The organism is Roseofilum capinflatum BLCC-M114, from assembly GCF_030068505.1.
Classification (GTDB): Bacteria; Cyanobacteriota; Cyanobacteriia; order Cyanobacteriales; family Desertifilaceae; genus Roseofilum; species Roseofilum capinflatum.
The window spans coordinates 40,129-66,224 of record NZ_JAQOSO010000120.1; the positions used below are offsets into that span (position 1 = coordinate 40,129).

At 47.2% G+C, this 26,096-nt stretch carries 28 protein-coding genes; 13 read left to right on the forward strand and 15 right to left on the reverse strand.

All coding sequences use genetic code 11. The annotated features are described in order from the left end of the window. Window positions 1–252: 252 nt before the first annotated feature. On the forward strand, window positions 253–768 hold the full coding sequence (locus PMG25_RS24030; RefSeq protein ID WP_283769421.1) for a hypothetical protein: 516 nt from the start codon (window positions 253–255) through the stop codon (window positions 766–768). Between the two features lie 99 nt (window positions 769–867). Here PMG25_RS24030 and PMG25_RS24035 read toward each other — a convergent pair whose 3' ends face one another. After that, window positions 868–1,080 carry a hypothetical protein gene (locus PMG25_RS24035; RefSeq protein WP_283769422.1) on the reverse strand — a complete coding sequence of 71 codons (213 nt, stop codon included), beginning with the start codon at window positions 1,078–1,080 and terminating at the stop codon, window positions 868–870. A gap of 686 nt (window positions 1,081–1,766) precedes the next feature. Here PMG25_RS24035 and PMG25_RS24040 point away from each other — a divergent pair. Further along, window positions 1,767–2,462: a PEP-CTERM sorting domain-containing protein gene (locus PMG25_RS24040; RefSeq protein ID WP_283769423.1), complete on the forward strand. Its 696-nt coding sequence runs from the start codon at window positions 1,767–1,769 to the stop codon at window positions 2,460–2,462. A gap of 194 nt (window positions 2,463–2,656) precedes the next feature. Here the strand turns inward: PMG25_RS24040 and PMG25_RS24045 are convergent, their stop codons facing one another. Then, window positions 2,657–3,091 carry a rhodanese-like domain-containing protein gene (locus PMG25_RS24045; protein WP_283769424.1) on the reverse strand — a complete coding sequence of 145 codons (435 nt, stop codon included), beginning with the start codon at window positions 3,089–3,091 and terminating at the stop codon, window positions 2,657–2,659. Window positions 3,092–3,214: 123 nt separating this feature from the next. On the opposite strand from PMG25_RS24045, the gene PMG25_RS24050 reads away from it, so the two are divergent. Then, entirely contained in the window at window positions 3,215–3,916 is a 702-nt protein-coding gene (locus tag PMG25_RS24050) for a ComF family protein (protein ID WP_283769425.1), read from the forward strand. Between the two features lie 36 nt (window positions 3,917–3,952). Beyond that, a complete protein-coding gene (locus tag PMG25_RS24055) occupies window positions 3,953–4,609 on the forward strand; it encodes a response regulator (RefSeq protein ID WP_283769426.1) in 657 nt (218 codons plus the stop codon). Window positions 4,610–4,657: 48 nt separating this feature from the next. Here PMG25_RS24055 and PMG25_RS24060 read toward each other — a convergent pair whose 3' ends face one another. Beyond that, window positions 4,658–4,849 (reverse strand): hypothetical protein, encoded by a 192-nt coding sequence (locus PMG25_RS24060; RefSeq protein WP_283769427.1) that lies wholly within the window; start codon window positions 4,847–4,849, stop codon window positions 4,658–4,660. A gap of 326 nt (window positions 4,850–5,175) precedes the next feature. Here PMG25_RS24060 and PMG25_RS24065 point away from each other — a divergent pair, with 326 nt between their 5' ends. Continuing rightward, entirely contained in the window at window positions 5,176–6,573 is a 1,398-nt protein-coding gene (locus PMG25_RS24065; RefSeq protein WP_283769428.1) for a GAF domain-containing sensor histidine kinase, read from the forward strand. Between the two features lie 326 nt (window positions 6,574–6,899). Here PMG25_RS24065 and PMG25_RS24070 read toward each other — a convergent pair whose 3' ends face one another. The 6 genes from PMG25_RS24070 to hemL form a co-directional block, all read right to left on the reverse strand. Then, a complete protein-coding gene (locus PMG25_RS24070) occupies window positions 6,900–8,072 on the reverse strand; it encodes an NAD(P)/FAD-dependent oxidoreductase (protein WP_283769429.1) in 1,173 nt (390 codons plus the stop codon). Then, window positions 8,069–9,562 (reverse strand): cobyrinic acid a,c-diamide synthase CobB, encoded by a 1,494-nt coding sequence (locus PMG25_RS24075; RefSeq protein WP_283769430.1) that lies wholly within the window; start codon window positions 9,560–9,562, stop codon window positions 8,069–8,071. Before PMG25_RS24075 ends, PMG25_RS24070 begins: the two co-directional genes overlap by 4 nt. Before the next feature lie 386 nt (window positions 9,563–9,948). Beyond that, entirely contained in the window at window positions 9,949–10,719 is a 771-nt protein-coding gene (locus PMG25_RS24080; protein WP_283769431.1) for a DUF1350 family protein, read from the reverse strand. A gap of 9 nt (window positions 10,720–10,728) precedes the next feature. Next, the gene (locus tag PMG25_RS24085; protein WP_283769432.1) at window positions 10,729–11,463 is read right to left on the reverse strand and encodes a hypothetical protein; all 735 of its coding nucleotides are present in this window, start codon (window positions 11,461–11,463) and stop codon (window positions 10,729–10,731) included. Window positions 11,464–11,544: 81 nt separating this feature from the next. Continuing rightward, entirely contained in the window at window positions 11,545–13,350 is a 1,806-nt protein-coding gene (locus PMG25_RS24090; protein WP_283769433.1) for an ABC transporter ATP-binding protein, read from the reverse strand. 383 nt (window positions 13,351–13,733) lie between these two features. Then, entirely contained in the window at window positions 13,734–15,032 is a 1,299-nt protein-coding gene (gene hemL, locus PMG25_RS24095; RefSeq protein ID WP_283769434.1) for a glutamate-1-semialdehyde 2,1-aminomutase, read from the reverse strand. Window positions 15,033–15,235: 203 nt separating this feature from the next. On the opposite strand from hemL, the gene hisIE reads away from it, so the two are divergent. Together hisIE and tsaE are read left to right on the forward strand one after the other, a co-directional pair. Then, entirely contained in the window at window positions 15,236–15,880 is a 645-nt protein-coding gene (hisIE, locus tag PMG25_RS24100; protein ID WP_283769435.1) for a bifunctional phosphoribosyl-AMP cyclohydrolase/phosphoribosyl-ATP diphosphatase HisIE, read from the forward strand. A 30-nt stretch (window positions 15,881–15,910) separates the two neighbouring features. Next, window positions 15,911–16,414 (forward strand): tRNA (adenosine(37)-N6)-threonylcarbamoyltransferase complex ATPase subunit type 1 TsaE, encoded by a 504-nt coding sequence (tsaE, locus tag PMG25_RS24105; protein WP_283769436.1) that lies wholly within the window; start codon window positions 15,911–15,913, stop codon window positions 16,412–16,414. A 159-nt stretch (window positions 16,415–16,573) separates the two neighbouring features. Here the strand turns inward: tsaE and PMG25_RS24110 are convergent, their stop codons facing one another. Continuing rightward, on the reverse strand, window positions 16,574–17,797 hold the full coding sequence (locus PMG25_RS24110; RefSeq protein WP_283769437.1) for a M20 metallopeptidase family protein: 1,224 nt from the start codon (window positions 17,795–17,797) through the stop codon (window positions 16,574–16,576). A 573-nt stretch (window positions 17,798–18,370) separates the two neighbouring features. Between PMG25_RS24110 and PMG25_RS24115 the strand changes: the two genes are divergently transcribed. After that, the gene (locus PMG25_RS24115; RefSeq protein ID WP_283769438.1) at window positions 18,371–18,805 is read left to right on the forward strand and encodes an ATP-binding protein; all 435 of its coding nucleotides are present in this window, start codon (window positions 18,371–18,373) and stop codon (window positions 18,803–18,805) included. An 8-nt stretch (window positions 18,806–18,813) separates the two neighbouring features. Here the strand turns inward: PMG25_RS24115 and PMG25_RS24120 are convergent, their stop codons facing one another. Continuing rightward, window positions 18,814–19,092 carry a DUF6439 family protein gene (locus PMG25_RS24120; RefSeq protein WP_283769439.1) on the reverse strand — a complete coding sequence of 93 codons (279 nt, stop codon included), beginning with the start codon at window positions 19,090–19,092 and terminating at the stop codon, window positions 18,814–18,816. Between the two features lie 105 nt (window positions 19,093–19,197). Here PMG25_RS24120 and PMG25_RS24125 point away from each other — a divergent pair, with 105 nt between their 5' ends. The 4 genes from PMG25_RS24125 to ftsE all read left to right on the forward strand — a co-directional run bounded on the left by PMG25_RS24125 (window position 19,198) and on the right by ftsE (window position 21,653). Further along, the gene (locus tag PMG25_RS24125) at window positions 19,198–19,527 is read left to right on the forward strand and encodes a sll0565 family protein (RefSeq protein WP_283769440.1); all 330 of its coding nucleotides are present in this window, start codon (window positions 19,198–19,200) and stop codon (window positions 19,525–19,527) included. A gap of 34 nt (window positions 19,528–19,561) precedes the next feature. Next, window positions 19,562–20,038: an adenylyltransferase/cytidyltransferase family protein gene (locus PMG25_RS24130; RefSeq protein WP_283769441.1), complete on the forward strand. Its 477-nt coding sequence runs from the start codon at window positions 19,562–19,564 to the stop codon at window positions 20,036–20,038. Between the two features lie 76 nt (window positions 20,039–20,114). Beyond that, entirely contained in the window at window positions 20,115–20,894 is a 780-nt protein-coding gene (locus tag PMG25_RS24135) for a WecB/TagA/CpsF family glycosyltransferase (RefSeq protein WP_283769442.1), read from the forward strand. Window positions 20,895–20,903: 9 nt separating this feature from the next. Continuing rightward, entirely contained in the window at window positions 20,904–21,653 is a 750-nt protein-coding gene (gene ftsE, locus PMG25_RS24140; RefSeq protein WP_283769443.1) for a cell division ATP-binding protein FtsE, read from the forward strand. A gap of 156 nt (window positions 21,654–21,809) precedes the next feature. On the opposite strand, the gene PMG25_RS24145 is transcribed toward ftsE, so the two are convergent. The 4 genes from PMG25_RS24145 to PMG25_RS24160 all read right to left on the reverse strand — a co-directional run bounded on the left by PMG25_RS24145 (window position 21,810) and on the right by PMG25_RS24160 (window position 24,945). Continuing rightward, window positions 21,810–22,271 (reverse strand): pentapeptide repeat-containing protein, encoded by a 462-nt coding sequence (locus PMG25_RS24145; protein WP_283769444.1) that lies wholly within the window; start codon window positions 22,269–22,271, stop codon window positions 21,810–21,812. 164 nt (window positions 22,272–22,435) lie between these two features. Then, a complete protein-coding gene (locus tag PMG25_RS24150; RefSeq protein ID WP_283769445.1) occupies window positions 22,436–23,128 on the reverse strand; it encodes a hypothetical protein in 693 nt (230 codons plus the stop codon). A gap of 185 nt (window positions 23,129–23,313) precedes the next feature. Continuing rightward, entirely contained in the window at window positions 23,314–24,390 is a 1,077-nt protein-coding gene (acsF, locus tag PMG25_RS24155; protein ID WP_283769446.1) for a magnesium-protoporphyrin IX monomethyl ester (oxidative) cyclase, read from the reverse strand. Window positions 24,391–24,561: 171 nt separating this feature from the next. After that, entirely contained in the window at window positions 24,562–24,945 is a 384-nt protein-coding gene (locus PMG25_RS24160; RefSeq protein ID WP_283769447.1) for a DUF4346 domain-containing protein, read from the reverse strand. Between the two features lie 110 nt (window positions 24,946–25,055). Between PMG25_RS24160 and galE the strand changes: the two genes are divergently transcribed. Further along, a complete protein-coding gene (gene galE, locus PMG25_RS24165) occupies window positions 25,056–26,054 on the forward strand; it encodes a UDP-glucose 4-epimerase GalE (RefSeq protein WP_283769448.1) in 999 nt (332 codons plus the stop codon). The last annotated feature ends 42 nt before the right edge of the window (window positions 26,055–26,096 follow it).

Sequence of the window (26,096 nt, forward strand, 5' to 3'; positions counted from 1 at the left end):
AAGCGGACATGAAAGGGAGAGGGCATTTCCAGTTGCACAACTCATTGAGACTAGCTATATATAGCGTTTTCAGTTGATTGGTGAAGCGACAAGATCTTGCCCTCATCCCCCGACCCCTTCTCCCACGGGAGAAGGGGAGATAAGTCCCTCTCCCGTGGGAGAGGGATTGAGGGAGAGGGCATTTGTCAAGGAGCGCATCTCATTTGAAAATGCTATAAGCAAACTCTCTGAGCGGTAAAAAGGCAATGGGTTATGAGTGACAAAACAAATAACGGTACAACCACCAGCAGCAGTGCAACCCCAGACCAATCCCCCGATCCGGCCTCATCCAGTGCCATTGAGACCCCAAAACCTGTGACATCTCAAGATAAGGAAGAAACTCCCATGACTCAACCTCTGAAACTTGGCTCCAAGCCAGAATCAACAGCAGCAATTAGCGAGCAACCCACCCGTTTTTCCCCCTTACCGGGTAACCGTCCGGTAGGCACAACGGATCTGAAAATCAGTAATACCCTCAAAACCGGGCCTCTTCCAGGGAATCGTCCCATTGAAGCCAGCCACCTGCAAGTCAACAGTACCCTATCTTCTTCAGGCGCTCGTCCAGTGGCCTCTAGCGGCATTAAAATTAAGGAAACCTTTGCCACCTCTGGGAATCGTCCCGTATCTACCACCGACTTAAAAATCAGCCAAAGCATAACAGTAATGGGCAATCGCCCCGTGGCTGACAACACCATAGATGGGCCCGACTTAATGGGATATATTGACTAAAAATTTTCCCATAACCAGCCATCTCTTAGCCCATAAGCAAAAACCTGAGTCAGTTGTACTGCCCAGGTTTTTCTGTCTATTGGGGTTTGGAGAGTCATCTCAAGCCAAATGAATTAGATATTCTCCATAGTTGGGAACCCAGCTCATCCACTTACCGGGAGAAACTTCACACAATAATAGGGCTTCATGGGCGGCCCAATGACTGGGCAGTTCTTCTAAGGTAATCCAGGAACCAGACTGGAGGGAACTCGAAAAGGGAGTAAAACCCGATTGAGTGGCGATCGCCCTTTGACCTTGATGTAAGATCGACATCGTTTAAACTCCTGACCTCATCCTAGAGGCGCTTGCGTATCCTACTACCCTAAATCAAATCTAAAAACTGTATCGCAAAATACAGAAAAAGTTATAAAATCGTAACTTTTACCCCCTTCAATCCTTAATAACTCTTAACAACCTACTCATCTATAGCGCTTCGCCCTAGGCAATAGGCAAAAGCTTGTCTTGCTTAGGGTCTAATCATCCGGAATGAGCAAGAGTGCCCATGTAGCCTGCCCTAGCCTGAACGTCCCTATCTTTAAGGTGTCCATTACCTGTAGATTCACAGAAGTTTGTCCCTCAGTCCCCTCAACTGCCCCAATCTACAGGCATAAATACGGATGTTTTATTTCCGCTATCCGCAGAAATCCGGAAATGGTTACTGAGTCTACGCCCGTCAATCTTCTCCTCAACTGAAAATGCGGCCGATAATTCCGTAAAACTTAGGAATATTTTTCCCATAGTCCTTAGAGGACAGGAGGTTCAGCCGTTTCAAATCTCCGTAAACCACGGAAACTTCACCTCAAAATCAAAAAAAATGCTCCAGGATGAAGAGTTGGTAAAGTGTGGTTTTTTCTGTAGACGTTCCTCTACGAGTTCCCTATGATAGAGACATAAGGAAATGCAGAGGAAAGCAAACAACGCTTTTCCGATGCCCGTTCTAAGTTCTAGGAGTACATATAATGAAATTTGCTATCTCTACCCTAATTAGTTCTACTCTTCTCGCTACCAGTCTCGTGGGCTTCTCTGCTGTTGATGCTCAAGCTAGACCCAACCAGAACACAGAACCAGCAGAACCTTTACTCTGTAGTGCCTCGACCATTACCCTGGCTGGCATCAGCTACAGTGCTTGTGAAGGTCAATTTTCAGGTAATGATACTGGAAATAAAGGGACTCTAGAGGGTGACCTCAACAATGGAACAGTATTTGGTTCCTACGGCTTCAGCAGCGACTGGTCACTCGATGGTAAGTCCGATGGTGGTGGTGGAACCTATGGATTTATCGCAGATAACGGTTCTACTGATGCTACATGGTCTTTAACCAAGAATCTAGACCAACTCTTTGGAAACGATTTAACGGCAACATTCGCGGTTAGCTTCAAAGCTTCTACAGGATACAGTGTTTACTTGTTTGAAGATTTCTCGATTACTCAAGCCCAACTCGACTCTGGTAAGCTTGAGGGTACATTCACCACTGATGGTGTTTCTGTGAATAACAAAGGTAAGGCTCAAGGTTTATCTCACGGTAGCTTCTGGGCTTACAGTGGCGAAGAAGACACCTACGAACCTCCCAATGAAATCCCTGAACCCAGTGCGGCTGCTGCTTTAGGTCTGCTGGCTGCTGGCATGTTGGGCATGAAGAAGAAAGGTCGTAAGTAAGACTCTGGGGTAGTTGAGTTCTGAGGAATGGCTCCTACTTCAAGATAGATGCGTTGAGTGCTTTCAGTAAAACTTGTAGATCGGATGAGGGGGTGAGATTCACCCCCTATTTTTTTTGACAATTAACAATTATCCCTCTTTAGATGAAACAATCCACTACGATGAGTGGCTGTAATTTGACCCATTTTTAATTTTTAATTTTTAATTTTTAATTGATTTTTCCGCCAGGCTTGAATGCCTCCTTCTAAACTCACGGCTTCAATACCGGCTTGTTCGAGGATTTGTTGGGCTGTACCGGAGCGAAACCCGGAGAAGCAATAGAGGATGACCAGGCGATCGCCCGCTAATTGACGAATTTTCTCAACGCCTTCTCCCGATCGAATCTCTGCCATGGGAATTAAAGGACTCTCGCCAATGCGATCTTGGGCGTATTCTTGAGGCGTGCGAACATCAATCAATAGGGCTTGCTCGGCGAAGGTTCCCGGTGCTTCAGCCACCAGTTGCTGCACCTGAGCGACACTAATTTCGGCGATCGCCTCTTGGCTATTCCCAGGAAGGGCGCAACCGGCGATCGCCGCACTTAAATACAAAGCAGATAGAACTAAAATCCAGCGCTTCCCTTTCATCATATTAACTCTCAATTTGAATACCTTGTTGGAACAGGCGATCGCGCGATCGGGATCATTGTAATCGATAGATCTAGGAAAAAGGGGAAAATTAAGAGAAAATAGACCAGAGTTCAGGTAACTTTTATGGGATTTTGGTCTGAAATCACCGATAGTCTTCTCAATCTATTTTTGCGCTCCAATTGTCCCCTGTGCGATCGCCCCACGGATGGGGATATATTGTGTTCCTCCTGCGGCCGATCCTTGCATCAACTGCAATTTTGCCCCTCCCGTCGCCGTCTCTATACTTGCCCCTCCTCTCCGATTCCCGTTTGGGTTTGGGGAAAATATCAAGGACAGCTCAAACGGGCGATCGCCAGCTTAAAATATGACAACCATCCGGAAATTGCCCGCCCCTTGGGGCAATGGTTGGGGGAAGCCTGGAGCGCTACAAACGTTTCTAAGCAGGTTTCTCCCCTCGTCATCCCCATTCCCCTACATCAAGACAAACTCAAACAACGGGGATTTAACCAAGCCGAGCGCCTAGCCGCCAGTTTTTGCCAAGTTACAGGCTTTCCTTTATCTGCAAACGGTCTGATTCGGTCACGTCAAACCGAAGCTCAATTTGGTAAAAGTGCCCATCAACGTCGTGTTAATCTTAAAGATGCCTTTACCGTAAACACAGCTCAGATTTCCCGGTATCCATCTTCCTCTGTGCTATTGTTGGACGATATCTATACCACAGGGGCAACGATTCAATCCGCGACCCAAGCTTTGCGTCATCAGGGGATATCCGTTTATGGTGTAGTGGCGATCGCCACCACATCCGTCACCCAACCTCCCGTGTAAATTTTTTCCTCAATTATTATCGAGCGCCATTACATTATGTCTGCTGCCCCAGAACACCCGACCCCCTTAAGGGTTCTCATTGTTGAAGACGACCCCATGATGCAACTCGGCTTAGAACAAACCCTCACCGAAGTTCCCCACTTGGAAATTATCGGTCAAGCCGAAGACGGTTATCTAGGGGTGCAAGCCGCCCAAAACTTGCAACCCGATCTCGTGGTCATGGATATTGGTTTGCCTCGCTTAGATGGCATTGCCGCCACCCAACAAATTAAAGCCCAACTCCCCCAGACCAGGGTGGTAATGCTCACCTCCCATACCACCGAAAATGAAATTATTGCCGCCCTCTCTAGCGGGGCAGATGCCTATTGTATTAAAGGAGCCAATGTAGACCGACTCTTGGCCGCCATTTCTGCTGCACAGGAAGGCGCGACCTATCTTGACCCACAAATTGCCCGCCAAGTGATTAGTCATCTCAAACCCCCCACTCCCCAAGGCAATATTGCCAATTTATCAGAGCGGGAGTCGGAGGTACTCAAGTTAATGGTGGAAGGATACAGCAATCCGCAAATTGCCGAGCAACTTTACCTCAGTCCCAATACCGTTAAAACCCATGTACGGGGCATTATGAACAAATTAGCCGTTGATGACCGGGTACAAGTGGCGGTTAAAGCATTGCGAGAGGGGTTGGTGTAGGGAGTAATGCCCCTCTGTTGGTATCGGTCTCAGGGATTTCTAAGCTATCTAAGCCTCTCGATTCTTTTCTGTTAATCCTAATCCGGCCACTTCCATCAGCAGAGCAGTACCGGTTAATCCAGGAGGGACATTGTTCAGGGCTAAGAGTCCTGAAGCCACACAGCCTCCACCAATTAGAAAAAGAGCCACGCCACCGGAGACTAATCCTTGGGCTACTTTGGTTTGCAGTTCGCGTTTCATACAGTGTTTTAAGTTTCTTGTCGATTGTGGGCAATTTTGAGGGATCTAATGTTAAGCAATGATAAGTCTTTTTCAGCGTTTTGTCATCTCATGGATGGATTGACATTTAACAGAGATCGATCAAGAGCCTCAACCCAACCTTACAGAGTTACTCTCAAAGTTATTAACTTTTGTCATGAGTGGGATGGTAAGTTCTAGATTTTATCGTCTTTTGACCGCGATCAAACGGATGACCGGTCTAAAGTTAGATACCCTTAAGAAGATAGTCCTTAGATGTTCGACTAGGGGCGATCGCAATTCTCAACCACTTCCAATCAGCAACTGCTATGAGCATTCAGCCTCCTAATTCCGATCTCTCTTCCCTAAATTCTGCCGATAGCTCGCCCAAGCTCGACTCCATGGTTCAGCAGCGCACGAGTCAACTCGAGCAAGCCTTAGAGTTTGAAGCCATGCTCAAGCGAATTACGGATAAAGTCCGAGATAGCTTAGACGAGACCCAAATTTGGCAAACGGCGGTTCGAGAATTAACCGTAGTTTTGGGAATTAAGGGATGTAATGCCTCTTTGTATGATTTAGAAAAGGGAACCTCAACCATTTGTTCGGAATATGCTGCCACGATTCCTGCAATTCACGGCCGGGTGGCCAAATTGGCGAAATTCCCGGAACTGTATAAACAGTTGCTTAGAGGGCAGTATTTTCAATTTTGCTCCCTATTGCCCAATCCAGAACGGGGGCGATCGGCTATGTTGGCCTGTCCGATTTTTGACAATCAAGGGGTCTTAGGGGATTTGTGGTTAGTTCACCATGCTGACTATGAGTTTAGCGAGCTAGAACTTCGCTTAGTGCAGCAAGTCGCCAATCAATGCGCGATCGCCATCCGTCAAGCGCGTCTGTTTCAATCATCACAAGCTCAAGTGCAGGAGTTAGAGAAACTCAATAATCTCAAAGATGATTTTCTCAGCACGGTTTCCCATGAACTCCGCACTCCCGTGTCGAATATGAAAATGGCGATTCGGATGCTCAATATCTCCTTAGAACGGTATATGACTGCTGCTCCCCCAGAAAGTGGGAACACTCAACAAGAAGCCTTAGAGAAAAAAGTGAACCATTATTTACAAATTTTGGGGGCTGAATGCGAACGGGAAATTAATCTGATTAATGACTTGCTCGATCTCCAGCGATTGGAAAATCAGGAAGCCCCCAGCGATTTGGATCGGATTAATTTAGTCGAGTTTATGGACAAGATTCTACCCTCGTTTCGCGATCGCGCCCACAGTCGTCAACAACACCTTTCAATTGAAATTGCTGATGACATTCCCGATTTTCTCTCCGAGACATTTAGCTTAGAGCGGGTGATAGCCGAACTTTTAAATAATGCTTGTAAATATACCCCTCCAGATGAATCGATTCAATTTAAGGCATGGTTAGAGCAACCCCCAGAATTTTTACCCGCCGATCCCGAACGGGTGGTGAGCAATCGTCCGAAGCTATGGATAGAGGTTAAAAATACAGGAATAGATATTTCTCAATCTGAATTAGATCGAATTTTTGATAAGTTTTATCGCATTCCCAGCGCCGATCCTTGGAAGCAAGGGGGAACAGGTTTGGGACTGGCTTTAGTGAAAAAATTAAGCGAGCGTTTAGGCGGAAAAATTCAGGTTAACAGTGGCAGTGCATTTGTTTCTTTCACGGTTGTATTACCCATACAGACTGAACATAGATAGTTGATAGAGCCAATCTTGGGGAATACGGGGCTTTGCGCTGTATCGGTGGACAGTAGGAAAAGATCCCCCCTTGCCCCCTAGGGAATAGGGAATAGGGAATAGGGAATAGGGAATAGCCCTCTTCTGTCACTTTCTAAAAAAGGGGCTTCAAACCCTGATTCTTTCGTTCGCGATAAAACTCCGTTTTCGGCTGTCGCCGACATGAAACGCTTCGCGATAAAACTCCGTTTTCGGCTGTCGCCGACATGAAACGCTTCGCGATCGCGGGCTGTAATGGCGGAAATTCGTCAGAATTTCCCAGTTTAACAGAAGAGGGGTATTACTCATTACTCATGACTTGTTAGGGTAAATGGAGATAATAGGGGATCGGGAGTACCGGTTAACTGCTTGGCAAACCGAGGGGCGATCGCCGGAACTAAGGTAATGGGAGCAGTAAACCCAGAAAAAACATATAACCCCTCTTGGTTAGGTACAGCCCCCATCAGGGCAAAATTCTGATGCACAAACGCCACCAAACAAGAGTGCCAAGTTCCCGCTTCTTGGGCTAAAGCGGGTAAGATTTGGCCAACTTTTTGGCGAATTTCTTGCTCGCTTTTTTGAGGATTAATCTGAGCCTGGGGATCGGTTACGGTGCGGCTCAATTGTCCCAATAAGAGTCTACCGTCTTGAAACTGTACTGCACTGGTATCGACAATGGCGGGGGCTAACTCATGTCCGGGTTCATCCCAAAGGGGTTCTAATTCTGGACTACTAGCATAGGTTTCAAGCTGATAAAGTTGGGTTTGGGAAGGCATAACAAATGTGGATAACCGTTGATGAGGGTTGAGAATTTCCACCAGTTCTGCATGGGTAAAATAAATAGGGATATCAATTCCCGCTTGTTTGAGCAGTTGGCGAGTCCATCCCCCAGCACAAACGACTGCGTTTTTCCCTCGATAGGTATCTTCAGATGTGGTGACAGAATAGGAACGATCGCGATGGTTTTCTAATTCCTGGACTTCACCCATTTCCATGACTCCCCCTTGACGAATCAGGGCCTGTTGATAGGCTTGATTGAGGAGAATGGGGTTAACTTGGCTCTGCTCTAAGGTTAAAGCATGAACGATCGCCTCTGGATTCAGCAGAGGTTCGATTTCACAGGCTTCTTGGGGCGTTAAAATCTGAAAGGGATCGCTCATCTGCTCATAAGCGGCGATCGTTCGTTCCACATCCTGCCCTGGATCAATGGTAAGGAGCAGATCTACGGATCGAAACTCCGTATCCATGCCTAACTCATCGGATAATTGCTCGTGTCTGCCTTTTCCTTCGTGGAACAATTGCCCGATATCTCCCGAAGTGCCATACCAGAACACTCCGCCATAACTATAGCGAGTTGCGCGATCGCCATCAGCATTTTGATCCAAAAGAAGTATGTCTAATCCTAGCTTACTGAGTTCATAAGCTAGAGCGCTTCCGGTAATGCCTGCTCCAATTACGATCCAATCATAGGTTTTTGTCATCTTCCCCTACTCCCTTCCCTAATTGCCAACATTTTTTGCACAAAACGCCGAGGAATATCCAGTCGATCGCCCCAGTGTAAATGCAAATAGGATGCATGAAGATTATAAATTTGCCATCCTTCGCTTACGGGGAGCTTATGGCGATCGTATCCTTTTAATTGAAATAAGGGAAGCGTGTTTTCTTCTCCCCTGGGGAAAGGGGGAGTCAGTTGGGAGCGGTGAAACTCATGCCCTTGAAGGGTTGTACCCGCTTCTACCAAGGGACTATCATTCACGACGGTGGCTTGTCGATAGCCGAGAGTCAGCTTTTTCTCCATGGTGACATCAGCAGGAAGAATTCCTATCATCTCCCAGGTTTTGCCTTCAAAGGAGGTAATACTTTGGCACAGAACCATTAAACCCCCACATTCGGCATAGGTGGGCATTCCCCTTAAGATGGCTTGATAGATGGCAGTGCGAGCGGGTTGATTTTCTGCTAATTGTTCGGCGAATACCTCCGGAAATCCTCCCCCGAAGTAGAGTCCATCGATATTCGGGGGAAGGGTACGATCGCCCAGAGGACTCCAGGGAACGAGTTCTGCGCCTAGGTTTTGCAAGAGGTCTAAGTTATCGGCATAGTAGAAGCTAAAAGCTGGATCTTGGGCGATCGCCAATCGGACTTTAGGCTTATCGCGCTCCGCGCTAGGGAATAGGGAATAGGGAATAGGGAATAGGGTTGGGGTAGATGGATTTGAGGCTTGACTTTGTGCTGTATTTTTATCAGGCGCGTTCGATCCCCCTAAATCCCCCTTAGAAAGGGGGACTTTGAGAAATTGCTGCAATTTTTGCCAATTAAAATGATGTTTGCCTAAGTGGGCTAATCGGTCTAAAATCCGGTTCAAATCGGGTAATTCAGCCGTGGGAATTAGCCCTAGATGGCGGTCTGGGATGGTAATTTGAGTTTGACGGGGAAATACGCCTAAAATGGGCAGATTCAGGGGTTCTAGCGCCGCTTCCAGGTATTGTTGATGGCGACTACTACCCACCCGATTTAGCACAATTCCGGCTAAGTTAAGACTGGGGTCAAAGGTTTTGAAGCCATGGGCGATCGCCGCCACCGAATTCGACATCCTTCCACAATCTAACACCAGCATCACCGGCAAATTGAGCAGTTTTGCCACATGAGCCGTAGAGCCGAAAAAGGGATCATTCGGGTAGCTATTATAAGGCAAACCATCAAACAACCCCATCACCCCTTCCACCACCGCACAATCAGCCCTTTGCCGATGATAAAAATAACTGCTTTGCACCCATACAGGAGACGTTAAAACCGGGTCTAAATTGCGGCAGGGGCGACCCGTAATATAAGTATGAAACATAGGGTCGATATAATCCGGCCCCACCTTAAAGGATTGCACCGATACCCCTTGCTCTCGCAAACTCGCCAAGAGCGCCAAAGTAATCGTCGTTTTCCCCACTCCGGAGCGATCGCCCGCAATAATCAACCCCATAATCCATTAACAATTAACAATTAACAATTAACAATTTTAGATGCAAACGATCTTTGTGTTCTCTCTATCTTTGTGGTTAACCTCCTTCATGCTCATACCAGAATCAGACGATGTTAAGCTAAGGAATAGCAATATTGTCTGGGAGATGAGCAGAAGATGGGCGTTGCAGTATAAGCAGCGAGCAAGATGCTCGCACTCCTGAAAGCTTTAATATCAAGGAGTGGTTGCAGTATAAGCAGCGAGCAAGATGCTCGCACTCCTGAAAGCTTTAATATCAAGGAGTGGGAGCGTCTCGCTCCCTAGATTTTTTTCCTAAATTTTTCCCTAAATTTTTCCCTAAATTTTTAATTAGGGTGTTTCCGATTCTGAGCGAGAAACCGGGTTTCTTAGAAAACTGGGTTTAACCATCGCAAAATCTCGGCTTTTAACCGGGTAATATCCTTATAAATAAACTCCTGTTTCACCCATTGACCCATGGCATCTAGGGGACTAAATTCTCGTCCTGCTTGCCAATTGATATCCTGTCCAAGGGGCGTTAAATGATTACCCGGCAGCCTTTGCAAAGTGACCATATTGGCAAACTTGGCTTGCAAAATTTCAATTAACCGCGAACTTTGATCGATATCGTCTTTCTGAAAGCGAATTAATAGATTGCGGCGAATTTGATAATCTGTTTGGATCAAATTTTCCATTTCTTCTGGAGAGGGGGTAAATTCCAATTGAAACATGCGGGAAAGATTGAGTTCTTGACCCAGAGGAATCGATTGATTAACAGGGTAATTATTATAAGCAATCAGGATATTTCCGGCGCGATTAATTTTGGGTAAAGTGCCGATTATCAGGTGTAGTTTACAGCCCATGCTATGGCCTAAACCATAAAGGGGTAAATAGCGCCGCCGCAGTTTTCCTAATCGTTCTAGTTCACTTAGAGTATGATTCAATTGCTCCAAAACCGATCGCGCAATCTGATAATGATCGAAGGTATTGATAAAGGGGGTAGTGACGATAATATAGCCTTGATTGGCGATCGCCTCCAACAGCCAGCGATAGGTCACATGGGGAGCAGCACCAATAAACGCACCGCCCAAAAAATGAACCACGGCGATCGGTTTTGGGGGCACTAAAACCCAATTGTCATCAATCTCTAACCAGTTCATACACTCAACTTACAAAGACCGACGACGACGCAGTTGGGGAGATTGGGGATATTTTAAGGGTGGTTGTGCAGTGGGGGTGGGGGATTGAGGCTCAAGATTCAGGGGAATAGATAGGGGACGACGAGGAACAGAATCCATCGATAAAGGAGCTTGCATCCCCTTCAGACTCTCCAACAGAGCATCGCGCACCACCGGTTCTTGTTCCCGACTGAGCATTAACCTGAGCGCATCGAAAATCATCCCCGACTCCTGTTGTCCATAGCGAGTATAGAGCAACCGATTCACCCGACGCACCGCCAACAACCGTAGCAGGGGTTCCGGGTGAGTCAAGTCCATCAATACCCGGTCGAGTTCCAATTCCTGCTTTTGAGACTGGGAAAGCAGCGATCGCCCCACTAAAAGCCCTAAAATCGCCAAAATACCCAACCCTTCCAAAATCTGGCTGGCAGCAACCCAACCATTTTCCGCTTCTATCCAGACCGAAATCGCCATATAGGTAGCTAACGTTACACCACTTCCCCCCGTGACCGCAAACGCCAAGTGACGATTGGGCCCAGTCATCCAGCGTCGCAGGTGGGCCCATTGCCGTTGCCAGTCCCAGGATTGCATCCGATACAGAACCACCATCATCGTAATCCCTAAACCGGTTGCCAACACCAGTCGCCAGTTCCAGGCCATTAATACAGCAATCAGGGTGAGGAAAAACAACCAACTTCCTGACCCCTGAAATGGGGATTTCCTCATCGGGTTAACCTTTGCCTTCCATAGTTGCTCGTAATTGCATCTGTCTATCTTAACCTGACTTCGCAGAACATCAGAGAGAATTCAGCTCAAATCCTCATAACTTGACGATTGTAGGCGAAACATCTGGGCGTAAATCCCATTCAAGTCCATCAGTTGCTCATGGCTTCCCATTTCTTGGATCGAGCCATTTTCCAGAACAATGATGCGATCGGCCATGCGTACCGTAGAAAATCGGTGACTGACTAGGAATGTAATTTTACCGGCGGCCAGTTTGCGGAAACGCTGAAAAAGGTCATATTCGGCGATCGCATCTAAAGCAGCCGTCGGTTCATCCAAAATCAGAATCTGGGCAGGAGTCATAAACGCCCGCGCCAACCCCACTTTTTGCCATTGCCCCCCCGACAATTCCCGCCCCCCTGGAAAGATTTTTCCTAACAGGGTTTCATAGCCATCTTCTAATGCTTCAATCACACTATCAGCCCCCGCATCCACCCCCGCCTTGCGAATCCGTTCCTGATTATCATATTCGTCAATATTGCCAAAACCAATATTATCACTGATACTCAAATGATAACGGGCAAAATCTTGGAAAATTACCCCAATATTCTGCCGAAGATCCTTGAGATCCAATTGATTAATGGGAATATTATCAATCAGAATTTCTCCAGACGTGACATCATAAAACCGAGTCAATAACTTGAGTAAAGTCGTTTTCCCTGCTCCATTTCTTCCCACCAACGCAATACTTTCCTCTGGCGCAATCGACAAATTAATATTCTTTAACGTCGGTTTGCTGGCTCCTAAGTAGGTGAAGCTGACATTCTTAAACTCTAATCCTTGGTGCAGAGGACAGGGAAAAGCCTGGGGATTTGGGGGATTTTTGACATAAGGTTTCAGGGCTAAGAAATCAAAAAACTGACTCACATAAAGATTGACTTCATATAATTTAGCTATTTCTTCTAACAGTCCTTGAATCGAGGATTGAGATTGACGAAATGCCCCCGAATACATCGTTAAAGACCCAATTGTAATTTCAGCACTCAGGGTAGCCGCAATAATCCAAACATAGGTAAAATAAAATCCCAGTTTCGAGATCAGATTAGAGCTAATCAGAGCAAAAACTTGTTGACGGGACATTTCTTCCGCCTCCATATTAAATTCCCAGCGAATCTGTCGCCATTTCTCTAACAAGTGATTGCTTAAGTTAAACAAACGAATTTCTTTAACAAAATCTTGATGGGTTAAAATGCGCTGTAAATAATCAGCAAAGCGCCCACTTTGGGTTTGTTTGCGGAGAATCTTAAACCGCTTCCCGGAAAATTGCACACTAATCATAAATGCGGGAAAGGAACTTAGCATTAAGATGATCGTAGCCAGGGGACTAAAACTGATAATAAGGCCCAAGAGAGTCAAGAGTTTCAGGGTTTGGCCCAGAAAGCTGGTGAAGTAGGTCAGGGCGCGAACTGGATAGGTGCTACCGCTTTGTTGGGCCCGGCTTAAGAGATCGTAAAATTCGGGGAGTTCGTAATGGGCTAAATCGAGATAAACCGCTTGTTTGAGCAGGAGCTGACTGGCATAGAGATTAAAGCGATCGCCTAAAATTTGATCGGTATAACTCGATAATGACTTCAGACTATCACTCAACAGATGGAGGCCAAAGACTGTGAAGACCAGTATAAAGATGGGAGACCACTCGGAACTCGGCTGTCCAATCGTATCGATGATGCGATCGATAATTAGCTTACCAATATAAAGTTGCACAGCCGGTAATACAGAAGCACTCAGGGTAGTCAGCAAAGACAATAACAGCCACCGAGGACTCGCAGACCACACTAAGCGCAGCAGTCGAGGGGTATTACCGAGGACAGAAAAAAAGCGTAAGGACACTGGAATTCTAATGAACTCTATACAAGCTAGTAGTGTCGTGACCGTGCTAATTGGGTGCTTTAGGAATGCGTTAGCGTAGGGTGTCCGTTCATGTCCGCGAAGCGGAAAAGACCAACATCTTGCTCGCTGTTGCCCTAGCGAGCAAGATGCTCGCACTCCTCTATTGCCTCATTTTTAGCGCGGTCACGGGAGTAGTGGACCGGCAAGCTTAAAATTGGGGGTAAGAGTGTAGGTTGGGTTGAGGAACGAAACCCAACACCCGTCTGACGAAAGTTGGGTTTCACTTCGTTCAACCCAACCTACAGTTTTAAGCTTGCCAAGCCAGTAGGGTGGGCATTGCCCACCTTACAACCTAATTAACTGACAAAATCTTGGGGCAACCCCTAAAGAGAACTCATCACTTTCCGAGCCGCTTCCAGAGTCTTGTCAATATCTGCTTCCGTATGAGCCAAAGACGTAAACCCAGCCTCAAACTGAGAAGGAGCCAGATAAATCCCCTGCTCCAACATGCCCCGATGGAAGCGGCCAAACTTAGCCGTATCCGACTGTTTCGCATCCGTGAAATTATGCACCGGGCCAGCCGTAAAGAACAAGCCAAACATGGCACTAATGGAGCCGCCACAAGCCTCATGGCCCGTTTCTTTAGCAACAGCCAGCAAGCCATCAATCAGTTTTTTAGTCATCTTCTCCAAACGCTCATACTGGCCATCTTTATTCAAGATTTCCAGAGTTTTAATCCCAGCCGTCATCGCCAAAGGATTTCCTGATAAAGTTCCCGCTTGATACATGGGGCCAGCCGGAGCCACCAAAGACATAATATCCTTACGACCGCCATAGGCTCCCACGGGTAATCCGCCCCCAATCACCTTACCCAAGGTGGTCAAATCCGGAGTTACGCCAAATTTGGCCTGCGCTCCACCGTAAGAAATCCGAAATCCGGTCATCACTTCATCAAAAACCAATAAAGCGCCATGATCTTGGGTAAGCAAGCGTAACCCTTCTAAAAATCCGGCATCGGGGGTAATGAATCCAGAGTTGCCCACAACCGGCTCTAGGATGACTCCGGCAATTTGGTCAGGATTGTCATCAAAGAGAGCTTTCACCGCTTCTAGGTCATTGTAGGGGGCGGTGAGGGTATTGGTAGTGGTAGATTTAGGCACTCCAGGAGAGTCGGGTAGGCCTAGGGTGGCGACCCCAGAACCGGCTTTCACCAGGAACATATCAGCGTGGCCGTGGTAGCAGCCTTCAAATTTAATAATTTTTTCCCGTCCGGTGAAGGCTCGCATCAGGCGCAGGACGGACATACAGGCCTCGGTTCCAGAGTTAACAAACCGAACCATTTCAATGCTGGGAACGGCGTTAATCACCATTTCCGCGAGGACATTTTCTTGGGCACAGGGAGCGCCAAAGCTGGTTCCTTTGTCGAGGGCTTCATGCAGTGCTTTAATGACATCGGGATGGGCATGGCCGCAAATGGCAGGGCCCCATGTGCCAACATAATCGATATATTGGTTGCCATCGACATCCCAGATATAGGCTCCGTTTACCCGGTCAAAAACGATGGGTTGGCCGCCAACAGATTTAAAGGCCCGCACGGGAGAGCTTACCCCACCCGGCATGAGATTTTGGGCGGCGGTAAAGATTTCTTGGGATTTTGTGGTGTTTAGTGTGGTTGCAGTCAAGGTTATCTCCTTGGTGAAAATACTGATTATTTGGGGTTTAACGCTCAGGTTGTTTTTTGGCAATAAGGGTTAGATTACACTAAAATTTAGGCCCTTCGTTACTGGCTCTGTTAGAGAAGGGGTAAGATTGGGTAAGGATGCTTACAAGGTTTTCGAGCTACTGCAAGCGATCTGTTGTTTGTTGGGGTAATTGATTAATTTTTATGTCTGTTGAGTCTTTTCCGTCCCAGGCGATTCCGGTCGATCGCATTCAGTATAACGATCGCGGTTTAGTTCCTGCCATTGTTCAAGATGCTCTCGATGGCACGGTGCTGATGATGGCTTGGATGAATCAAGAATCCCTACAAAAAACCCTAGAGACGGGGGAAACTTGGTTTTGGAGTCGTTCCCGTTCCCAGTTGTGGCATAAGGGGGAAACGTCGGGTCATCTCCAGAAGGTGCGATCGCTTCGTTATGATTGTGATAGCGATGCCCTGCTCATTGGAGTCGAGCAAATCGGTGATATTGCTTGCCATACCGGAGAGCGCAGTTGTTTTCATCAGGTGGAAGGAGCAATTTCTGCTCCTCCTGCGGATATGCTCTCTCAAGTCTATGAGGTGATTTGCGATCGCCGCGACAATCCTACGCCAGAATCCTACACTTGTAAATTATTAGCCGATGGAGACAATAAAATATTAAAGAAAGTGGGTGAGGAAACAGCAGAAGTCGTCATGGCCTGCAAAGATGACGATCCAGAGTCCATTGCTTCAGAGGTTGCCGATTTGTTCTATCACACCTTGGTCGCTCTTTCTTATCATGGTGTGCCCTTAAAGGAAGTGTATCGACAACTGCAACAGCGTCGCGGCTAAATCTATTCTCTCAACACTTAACTTTCAACTATGCATCTTTCTCTTGACCTACCCGATGCACAAGCGACCAAGGAATTGGGAATTAAACTCGGTCAAATTCTCGCCCCTGGAAGCGTTGTCCTCTTCAATGGGGATTTGGGTACGGGTAAAACTACGTTAATTCAGGGACTGGGTAAGGGACTGGGGATTGAGGATCTCATCGACAGTCCCACCTTTACCCTGATTAATGAATATGCCGATGGCAGAGTACCCCTCTACCATTTCGATCTCTATCGCCTCAGTCCAGCTCAAGTGCCTAACCTCAATCCAGAACTCTATTGGGAAGGAATAGAAGTCCCTCCTGGTATTGTGGCTATTGAGTGGGCCGAAAAGCTCCCCTATTCTCCCCCAGAGGTGTTGATCTTAGATCTCAGCTACCAGGGTGACCAAAGACGGGTTGAGTTGTGGTCTAAAGGGCCGTTAGGAAAAGCTGCTCTAGAAGCTATTGCCCAAGAAGAAGGCAAGAGGCAAGAGGCAATAGGCAATAGGGAATAGGTAATAGGGAATAGGGAATAGGCAATAGGGAATGGGCAATAGGGAATGGGCAAAAGGCAATAGGCAAGAGGCAAAAGGCAAAAGGCAATAGGTAATAGGCAAGAGGCAATAGGCAATAGGTAATAGGCTATTTCCCCATTCCCCCATTCCCCCACTCCCCTAGAGCGGATAACGCTCGGCAAACTGCTCGGCGCAGCGCACAAACAGTTCTACCCCCATCTGTAATACAATCTCGTCGAAGTTAAAGCGGGGATGGTGATGGGGATAGGCCAGATCTCGCTCTGGGTTGGCTGAACCCAGGAAGAAGTAGCATCCAGGCACTTCTTGTAGGAAGAAGGAGACATCTTCGGCGGCTAGGGTTTGATAGTCAGGCAGCAGTTTATCAGAGGTTTCGACGACTTCTTGGGCGACGGAATATACAAAGTTAGCCATGCGGCGATCGTTGATGACGGCGGGATATTGTCGCCAATAGTTGAGATCGTAGGTTGCTCCATGGATCTGACAGATCCCGGCTATGGTTTGGTCGATACGTTCTTGTAGATAGCCTTGCAATTGGGGATCGTAATAGCGAACAGTTCCGCTTAGTTTGGCCGTATCCGCAATCACGTTATGGCGGGTTCCTGCATGGAGTTCACCCACGGTAACCACGGCCGATTGTAAGGGGTTGACGTTGCGGGAGACAATGGTTTGCAGCCCATTGACAATTTGAGCGCTGACGATGACTGAATCGATGGTTTGATCGGGCATGGCTCCATGGCCGCCTTTGCCCATAATCAGGAGTTTAAAGGATTCGACGGCGGCCATAAAGGGGCCACTGCGAACGGCGACTTTACCCATGGGTAGAGAATTCCACAGGTGTAGACCGATGAGGCCATCCACATCTGGATTTTTCAGCACCCCGGCTTCGATCATGGGTTTAGCACCCCCTGGCCCTTCCTCTGCGGGCTGGAAAATGATTTTTATGGTTCCGGAAAAGTTTTGTCGGTGTTGGGCTAAATAGCGGGCGGTTCCTAGGGCGATCGCCGTATGGCCGTCATGGCCGCAGGCGTGCATTTTGCCTTGATGCTGCGATCGATACGGGACTTGATTGAGTTCGTCAATGGGTAAGGCATCCATATCGGCACGAATGGCTAAAACGGGGCCAGGGGTTTGGCCGGTAATGGTGGCGACAATACCGGTTCTGGCGATCGCCGTTTGATGATCGATGCCCCATTGGGTCAATAGTTTTGATACCAACGCTGAGGTCAGATTTTCTTCAAAACCGAGTTCAGGATATTGATGAATTTGCCTTCGCCATTTGACCAGTTCGGGCTGTAAGGCTCGAATTTCTAATCTTACGGACTCAAGATTGATAGAGGGAGGAACCAGGGTGGATGAAATCATGGGATTGGGTGGCCAGGAAAAACAGGACGGTCTAAAGTGATATTAAAAACAAAATAACTCTCAATTAATACGGGTGTCTGCTGAATATCGAGTAGATTCTTCTACCCTAGGAGTCATCAGTAGACTATTGTCTAGACCTGGATTAAGTTAGAGAAAAAATCTCTAATTATAGTATAACCGGTCATCAGAGTCTGTTCTTCCTTTTTGGGAAAACTTAGCTATATTGGTTACACGGATGTACTTTGAGAAAAAGTTTGATATAATCAAGCAATAGAAAAACTTAAATTTATGCTTTCTGGAGCAATTGTTAACTTCCCTATCCCTCCCAATCGAGGTCAAGCGAATGGAGAATTGAAGCGTCAATCAAACCCTTACCAATTGCACAGCCAAAAAATTTTAATACGGGAAAAGTAGTTCATTAAAGCAGTTCATTAATTATGAATCATTTGAATCATTCAGATAAAGTTAATGGGAACGCCATATACACTCAGGTCATCTAGGTTTCAAACCCCTAACACTAATTTGATCTCCTAAGATACTCTGTCCTCTTGTAAGAATTAAGGATTGGCAGTTGTGATTGCTATTTCACCTCGTCCAGTGCGCCGACAATGGAATACCATTAGTTTCGCGTCTACTTTGTACCTGTGTCCCATACTCGATCTACTCCTCACTCACATCCCTTCTCATGTGCCTTCAGACTGGCAAGAACAGGTTAGACTCGGACTACAAGAAGCCCTAGTGAATGCGGCCAAACATGGTAATAATCTCGATCCGGGTAAGCAAGTTCATGTCCGTTTTTCGGTCTCCCCCGATCATCACTGGTGGGTCATTTCCGATCAGGGATGTCAAGGATCGGAGCAATGTGCCTGTATCCCGATCAGTGCAGCCGATCTTCCCGAACATGAAGCTGAATGTGGACGAGGTTTATTTATTTTGCACCAGATTTTCGATCAAGTGCAGTGGTCTCCAGAAGACCGGGAACTGCGGTTATGTAAAAGCTGGCGATAATCTAAACCCTAGCGATGATCGGGGCAAGGGGGAGCGCTAATGGAGCGATCGAGCCAACCGGTGGCTTGTTGCAGTCTAGGAAGCGCTTCTTCAGGCTGGTTGTTTAACAGAAAAATGAGAGCGGCGATCGCCTGTTCCTGGGCCCGGGCTGTACGATTAGACTTGAGTTTATGCCAATCGGCCGAAGAAATGGCCAGTCGTTGAGCTAATACTTGGGCGATCTCTAGGGTGCTGAGATCCGAGAGCTGATCGGCGATCGGGGTTTCTGTAGTAGAAAGATTCGACATAAGAGCAGATAACTTTGATAAAATACCGTTGCCCTTGATTGTAATCGAAAGGCTACGGACTTGCCTCTTGCCTTTTGCCTTTTGCCTTTTGCCTCCCCCTAGCTTATGTCCGATCGCCCCCCCTCCTCTGATACCGATCCCCAACCTGACTGGGAACAGAGCTTGATAGACCTAGAAGCAAGTCTATCGAGTCTTAAACAACGGTATACCCAAGTCAGAGACGGACAGCAGCAAAAACAGGATCTTCAGGAACGGTTAGGACAACTGCAAACAGAACTTAAACAGATTAAACAACAACTGGCAGTCTTAGAAGTGGAGCTAGAGAGTCGTCTGCTGTCTTGGTTAACAGTCAAAGAACCCTTTTGGCAAGCGGTGCGGTTTGGGGGATTGGGTTTTGCGATCGGCTGGGGTTTACACTGGTGGTTAAGACGATAAACGATGCTCTACAGCGTTTACATTTTATTTAAAAATGCTATATACCCTTGAGCAACTGCAAACCAAAATTACAGCAGATCCCCAAAACTGGCGGCCGTTGGTACTCACGAATGGCTGCTTTGACTTGCTGCATATTGGCCATTTACGCTATTTACAACAGGCAAAAGCTTTAGGGCGATCGCTGATCGTCGGCATGAATAGCGATCGCTCCGTACAACAGCTCAAACCCAATCGCCCCATCATACCCCAAGCCCAACGAGCAGAACTGGTCATGGGCTTAAAACCCGTTGATGGGGTCGTTATCTTTGACTCTAGAACCGCTACGGGCTTAATTGAAACCCTCAAACCCGATATTTATGCCAAAGGAGGAGACTATACCCCAGATACCTTACCGGAAATGCCAACCGTTAGGGCTTGTGGTTGTCGTCTGGAACTGATTCAAATTGAAGTCTCTACATCCACCAGTAGTATCATCGAGAAAATTTTAGCTCAGGGCCTCCAATCGCTGTGACTCACCACCGATTACCAGGGCGTAGCTCTAAGGTAAAATACGGAAGCGTTGACCATGGACGCTCAAAGACAAAAATATGGAATCGCTAGAAGGGGTGAGGATGGAGAATAATCTGGTGAAGAGTCCAGAACCAGCGCGGGTGATGGATATTCCCATTCATTTATCAGAGGATTATCCAGGGTGGTTGCTGCATCTGCTTAGAGAAAAACGGGGGGCCCATGTGGTGACTCTGAATGCGGAAATGACCATGCAAGCGCGGGAAAATCCAGCTCTCGCCCAAATTATCCGCCAAGCAGATTTGGTGATTCCTGATGGGTCAGGAGTGGTTTTATACTTACAATGGCAAGGCTATCAGATCCAGCGCTTTCCAGGGATTGAATTAGCGGAAACTTTGCTCTGTCGTATGGGTGAGTTCTCTTCATTAGAGGGAGACTCTAGAGGGGCGTTTTTCTATGGCGGAGAGCCGGGAGTTGCCCAAGATGCGGCGCAAATGTGGCAGCAGCAATGCCCGGATCTGAAGATCGCCGGGGTGCAACATGGCTATCTGTCGGAGGCTGAAGAGCAAGATCTTTTAGCTACCGTGAAAGAAAAACAACCTCACCTCATTTATGTGGGGTTAGGGGTTCCCCGGCAAGAATTATGGATCGCCCAACATCGCTCCCTGTGTCCGGGTTCTATTTGGATCGGGGTGGGGGGCAGTTTTGATATTTGGGCAGGACGCAAGGATCGCGCTCCGGCTTGGTTGCGCGATCGCCATTTAGAATGGGTGTATCGCCTCTACCAAGAACCGAGTCGTTGGCGCAGAATGTTAGCCCTACCTCGGTTTGCCTGGTTATCCCTCACTCAGTCTTTCTGATTTCTTCAGATGAAAACCCTCAAGCAAACCCTACAGTCGGTTCAGCAATGGTGGCAACCCTCTCCTTCCCCAAAATCTTCGGCATCGGGAAAAGAAATTATCATTGAGTTTCAGAGTGTCCACAAAACCTATAACAACGGCGCTTCTCCCCTGCGTCAAGTCTCCTTAGTCGTCTATCAAGGGGATTTTCTTTTTATTACGGGAGCCTCTGGAGCCGGAAAATCTACGTTTCTCAAGCTCATTTATGGGGCAGAACAGCCCACATCCGGTAACTTAACGGTTTTAGGGGAAACCATGGCAGGTTTAAAAGGCGATCGCCTCTGCCAACTGCGGCGTAAAATGGGTATCGTCTTCCAGGACTACCAACTCATTCCCCAAAAAACCATCGCCGAAAACCTCACCTTCGTCCTTCGCGCTCAAGGATTCAGCCCCCCAGAAATCCAGCGCCGTCTACCCGCTACCCTGAAAATGTTAGGCTTATCCCATAAAGCCAACTCTTTCCCCCACTACCTCTCTGGAGGAGAACAGCAACGAGCCAGTTTAGCTCGCGCTCTCGTCGGTACACCGCCCCTATTGTTAGCCGATGAACCCACAGGTAACCTAGATTCCCACAACGCTATCCAAGTGATGAAAATCCTGCAAAAACTAAATCGCATGGGCATCACCATCCTGGTGACTACCCATGACGAGCGTCTGATTCAGTTCTTAGGTAAACCGGTATTATCTTTACATCAAGGGAGTTTAAAGCCTGTTCTTTAACAGAAGGAAAAGAGAAGCGGGCAAGATGCCCGCACTCCTCCAATCCCTTGATCTATGACTGGAGTGGGAGCGTCTCGCTCCCTAGATTTTTAACTATGGCTAGATTTTTAACTATGGTGTTTAACGGGACTGGATATCATCACGGTTAGAACTGGGCTAAAATTCTACGTCTTCACCCGGTTCGGGTGCTGCTCCACCTACCCCAATTTGGGTATTGTAAATGGTGGCTTCTGTAATCGTCAGGTCTTTCATTTCTGCTTGGGTAACATCAACTTCAATCAAAGACGCACGAGTAAAATTAACGTCAACGAGATTCGCTTCATGTAAACTCGCTTGATTGAGGAACGCATCCGTAAGGTTAGCGCCTTCTAAATTAGCACCGGTCAGATCTGCGCCTTCTAAGTTGGCTTTCGTCAAATTTGCACCGGATAAATCCGCATTGCGTAAGTCTGCACCAATCAGATGTTGCACACTTAAATCTGCACCAGAGAGGTCACATCCCATGCAAGCGCGAGTTTCGAGGAGTTGTTGGACGTGATGAGGATTTTCAGCTTTAGCCGGACTGAACCATAGAAGGGGAGTAAATAAGGCTAAAACGGCTGCATTGGTAAGTTTCATATTTTCCTGCCTCCCACACTGGTGTATAGATCGGATGTTATGGTTACGAGTATAGGAAAATTCTGGAATAATTTCTTCCTCCAGGTGGAGGATTTACAGTTCATTCCGATGGAGGATGTACGATCGCCTCAGCTATGGTATAATTATTTAGCGAGTTACTGAAACTAAAACATCCATTCCAGACCAATACTTACTCGACTGTCTTTGCGATCGCTAGAATTCTGCTTTTCAATCTCCGTTGCTAACCGCCATCGCTCCGTTAGAGCATAACCCATCGAGAGGGTTGTTAAACCGATTTCTGTGCCACTTCCAGGATTGACAAACGTTTGAGACAGGGATAAATCTGTACCGCCTCCCCGTGAGGGAATCAGGGTCAGTCGAACCCCTAAGTTAACCCCTCCCCTTGAATAATCGGGGGTTCCCAGATGATGATAGCCTAAAACGGGAGCTACGTTAAAATATCCCCCTAGGGGTAATAAATGATAATGGAGATCCAGAGATAGGTGCGATCGCTCCCCCCCAAACGATCCCTCATACCCCGCACTCACACTTAACCCCGTTTTCCCCAGCCACCAATCTTCCAACCCCACATGAAACCCCCCCAAATGCTCCGAGGAAGGAAACTGGGAATACCCCGCTCGTACTCGCGTCGGAAGACTCGGATCAGTTTGGATCTCCTCCAGCACATTCGGCACATCCTCTTGCCAACGTTGTAAAACCGGAGACTCTTCTAAAACCTCTGGCGGCACATCAACCTCATCAGCATAGGCGGCGATCTGAATTCCCCATAGTCCCAGCAGAGATCCCAGAATGAGATAGAGGAGAGATTTTGCCCTCTCCCTATATCCCTCTCCCACAGGAGAGGGACTTCTACTCCCCTTCTCCTGCGGGAGAAGGCTTGCCCTGAGCGAAGCCGAAGGGGGCTGGGGGATGAGGGGCAACCGTTGATAACTCATTTGAAAACGCTACATAGCCTATTAAACCCAACAAAAAGGGTCTGCCAACAGTGACAGAACCCTTTGACCTCATGAAAACAATCAAATTAAAGGACAGCGCCTTCCATCTGAGTCGTATCAACCGGCTTCATGAAATACAGTTTGATGAACTGCACGCCATTAGACAGATAATGAGGAAGCTTTTGCAGAGGTTTCAAGAACTTGGGACTGCTAGAAGCATCAATTTCCCGCAACTTCTTATTGTTCTCGACGCAAAGATCCAAATATTCATAGAATTTAGGATTCTCTACATCTAACATAACCGGGAATACCCGACCCGCCGTTTCATTGGTTTTCTTAATCACGTAAATATCATATTCACGAGCATCCAAACCAATAGACGCATAGAAATCTGACCGTTGAATATCGTTCAGGAACATGGTCGCAAACACCGACAACAGGAAGAAGCGACTCCAAAGTTTAGCTTTCCAATCATTGAGAATTTGCGGCTGAGATTTCATGATGGCATCAAAGAAATCACCATGGCGGTTTTCATCCTGACACCAATTTTCAAAGAAGCGGAAGATAGGATAAATTCTATCTTCAGGGTGTTGTTCTAAATGGCGATAGATGGTGATATAGCGCCAGTAGCCAATTTTCTCAGACAAATAGGTGGCGTAGAAAATAAACTTAGGCTTGAAGAAGGTATAACTGCGACTTTTCGTCAAAAAGCCCAAATCTAGGGAGAGATTAAAGTCAGACATGGCTTTATTCAAAAATCCAGCATGACGGGCTTCATCACGGGACATTAAGTTAAAGCATTCTGCCAAAACCGGGCTTTTTCCTTTGAGGCGACGGCCTAATTCTTTATAGAGTAAGAAACCAGAAAACTCAGCCGTGCAAGAGCGTTCGAGAAATTCCACAAACAAGCGACGAGTTTCACCATCAATGCGATCCCAGGATTGGTTAAATTCCTCGTCACGAATAAAGTGATGGCGATTATAATCTGTTCTGAATTCTTCCAGAATGGCTTGTAATTCTGCTTCATTCACAGAGATGTCCATGTTAGCCATCTCATCGAAGTCTGTGGTGTAGAATCGAGGGGTGAGGATGGTTTCCTTAGCCGGGACTTTTACACCGGGACGGATTTCTTGAAAAGCGGGTTTTTCAGCCGAGCTTACCATAGGTCTTTAACGATTGGTTTTGAGTTATGAGCGTCTTCCCTTATGGGGGGTTGATCTCCGATGAGGGAGGAATTTAAAGTATCTAGGGTCTTAGTCTAACAAGGTCTGAGACAGCGATCGCCATTTTTATGTTAAGAGTTGCAACATTCTCGTTACGTTTCTTAATCTTTCTCAATCTTGGACATACTCCGTACCCTGAATCAGGGCAAACTCCGCTCGCATCAACTCCCGTCCCAGATACGCCGCATGATCGAACATCGTCACCGCACAGGGGGGATCGCTTTCAAAGAGTTTCACACAGAGTTCCTTAGCCGTTCGCGCCGTATAAACTTGACTGGCAGTGCGTTCTACTTTCCCCTTCGCGGGAATCACCTCTCCCGTTTCCGGATCGGCAGCTAGACCGCGATCGTTGATAATATTGGTAAAATGCTTGGCACAAATCAGCCGAGCCTCTCGGTCAAGGTAAATAATATAATATCCCCCCGGATCGAGGGCAATATCTCGTTTCGAGAGTTGGTCATCAATGGCAGTAATCTCTTGGGCAATGTCTGTCATAACTTTAAAGAACAAATCGCTAACTGACGCGAAAGATTAGGGTTAAGATGATCCAGATCTAGGGTAATGCAACTACCAGACAAACATCAATTAACAAGGGGCTTTTTAAGGTGGCGCAACCAAAACCAACCATTTTAGTAACCGGTGGAGCGGGCTATATTGGCTCCCATGCTGTATTAGCCTTAAAAGAGGCCAACTATGAGGTGATTATTTTAGATAATCTCAGTTATGGGCATCAGGATTTAGTGGAAAATGTTCTCAAAGTCCCCTTGATTGTCGGAGATATTGGCGATCGCCTCTTACTCGATCAGATCTTCCAAACCTATCCTATCGCGGCGGTGATGCACTTTGCCGCCTTTATTGCCGTGGGTGAGTCGGTGCAAAAACCGGGCATGTACTACAGCAACAACGTTCATGGCACACTAACCCTACTCGAAGCCATGCTAAACGCGAAAGTGAACAAGCTGGTTTTCTCCTCCACTTGCGCCATTTATGGGGAACCCCAAACCCTCCCCATCCCCGAAGATCATCCCCAAAATCCCATGAGTCCCTACGCTGCGAGTAAGGCCATGGTCGAGCGAATTTTAACCGATTTTGATAGCGCCTATGGGTTAAAATCTGTCCGGTTCCGCTATTTTAATGCGGCTGGAGCCGAACCGGGAGGCTTATTAGGCGAAGATCATCATCCAGAAACCCATTTAATTCCCTTGGCGCTGCACACCGCTTTAGGAAAACGGGAATCCTTATCCATTTTCGGCACAGACTACGATACGGAAGACGGAACCTGTCTGCGAGACTATATTCATGTGGTCGATTTAGCGGCTGCCCATGTTTTGGGTTTAGAGTACCTTTTAAACAACGGCGAAAGTGAAGTGTTTAATCTCGGTAATGGCAATGGCTTTTCCGTCAGACAAGTGATTGAAACGGCTCGCCAGGTGACAGGATGTGAAATTAAAGCCGTTGAGTGCGATCGCCGTCCCGGAGATACCCCTATATTAGTCGGTAGTAGCAACAAAGCCAGAACTCTGCTCAACTGGAATCCGATCTATCCCGACGTAGAAACCATTATCCGCCATGCCTGGCAATGGCATCAATCTCGCCATGGGTAGCGCTTCGCCCTAGGGAATAGGGAATAGGGAATAGGGAATAGG

What these genes read in the sequence shown, in the direction of transcription:
- PMG25_RS24125 (WP_283769440.1), top strand. Translation starts at nt 19,198, where the DNA reads ATGTCCGATCGCCCCCCCTCCTCTGATACCGATCCCCAACCTGACTGG.
- PMG25_RS24030 (WP_283769421.1), top strand. Translation starts at nt 253, where the DNA reads ATGAGTGACAAAACAAATAACGGTACAACCACCAGCAGCAGTGCAACC.
- PMG25_RS24085 (WP_283769432.1), bottom strand. Translation starts at nt 11,463, where the DNA reads ATGAGGAAATCCCCATTTCAGGGGTCAGGAAGTTGGTTGTTTTTCCTC.
- PMG25_RS24075 (WP_283769430.1), bottom strand. Translation starts at nt 9,562, where the DNA reads ATGGGGTTGATTATTGCGGGCGATCGCTCCGGAGTGGGGAAAACGACG.
- PMG25_RS24080 (WP_283769431.1), bottom strand. Translation starts at nt 10,719, where the DNA reads ATGAACTGGTTAGAGATTGATGACAATTGGGTTTTAGTGCCCCCAAAA.
- PMG25_RS24145 (WP_283769444.1), bottom strand. Translation starts at nt 22,271, where the DNA reads ATGAAACTTACCAATGCAGCCGTTTTAGCCTTATTTACTCCCCTTCTA.
- hisIE (WP_283769435.1), top strand. Translation starts at nt 15,236, where the DNA reads ATGTCTGTTGAGTCTTTTCCGTCCCAGGCGATTCCGGTCGATCGCATT.
- PMG25_RS24050 (WP_283769425.1), top strand. Translation starts at nt 3,215, where the DNA reads ATGGGATTTTGGTCTGAAATCACCGATAGTCTTCTCAATCTATTTTTG.
- PMG25_RS24160 (WP_283769447.1), bottom strand. Translation starts at nt 24,945, where the DNA reads ATGACAGACATTGCCCAAGAGATTACTGCCATTGATGACCAACTCTCG.
- PMG25_RS24070 (WP_283769429.1), bottom strand. Translation starts at nt 8,072, where the DNA reads ATGACAAAAACCTATGATTGGATCGTAATTGGAGCAGGCATTACCGGA.
- PMG25_RS24120 (WP_283769439.1), bottom strand. Translation starts at nt 19,092, where the DNA reads ATGTCGAATCTTTCTACTACAGAAACCCCGATCGCCGATCAGCTCTCG.
- ftsE (WP_283769443.1), top strand. Translation starts at nt 20,904, where the DNA reads ATGAAAACCCTCAAGCAAACCCTACAGTCGGTTCAGCAATGGTGGCAA.
- PMG25_RS24130 (WP_283769441.1), top strand. Translation starts at nt 19,562, where the DNA reads ATGCTATATACCCTTGAGCAACTGCAAACCAAAATTACAGCAGATCCC.
- PMG25_RS24135 (WP_283769442.1), top strand. Translation starts at nt 20,115, where the DNA reads ATGGAATCGCTAGAAGGGGTGAGGATGGAGAATAATCTGGTGAAGAGT.
- tsaE (WP_283769436.1), top strand. Translation starts at nt 15,911, where the DNA reads ATGCATCTTTCTCTTGACCTACCCGATGCACAAGCGACCAAGGAATTG.
- PMG25_RS24065 (WP_283769428.1), top strand. Translation starts at nt 5,176, where the DNA reads ATGAGCATTCAGCCTCCTAATTCCGATCTCTCTTCCCTAAATTCTGCC.
- PMG25_RS24045 (WP_283769424.1), bottom strand. Translation starts at nt 3,091, where the DNA reads ATGATGAAAGGGAAGCGCTGGATTTTAGTTCTATCTGCTTTGTATTTA.
- PMG25_RS24040 (WP_283769423.1), top strand. Translation starts at nt 1,767, where the DNA reads ATGAAATTTGCTATCTCTACCCTAATTAGTTCTACTCTTCTCGCTACC.
- PMG25_RS24060 (WP_283769427.1), bottom strand. Translation starts at nt 4,849, where the DNA reads ATGAAACGCGAACTGCAAACCAAAGTAGCCCAAGGATTAGTCTCCGGT.
- PMG25_RS24110 (WP_283769437.1), bottom strand. Translation starts at nt 17,797, where the DNA reads ATGATTTCATCCACCCTGGTTCCTCCCTCTATCAATCTTGAGTCCGTA.
- acsF (WP_283769446.1), bottom strand. Translation starts at nt 24,390, where the DNA reads ATGGTAAGCTCGGCTGAAAAACCCGCTTTTCAAGAAATCCGTCCCGGT.
- PMG25_RS24055 (WP_283769426.1), top strand. Translation starts at nt 3,953, where the DNA reads ATGTCTGCTGCCCCAGAACACCCGACCCCCTTAAGGGTTCTCATTGTT.
- PMG25_RS24035 (WP_283769422.1), bottom strand. Translation starts at nt 1,080, where the DNA reads ATGTCGATCTTACATCAAGGTCAAAGGGCGATCGCCACTCAATCGGGT.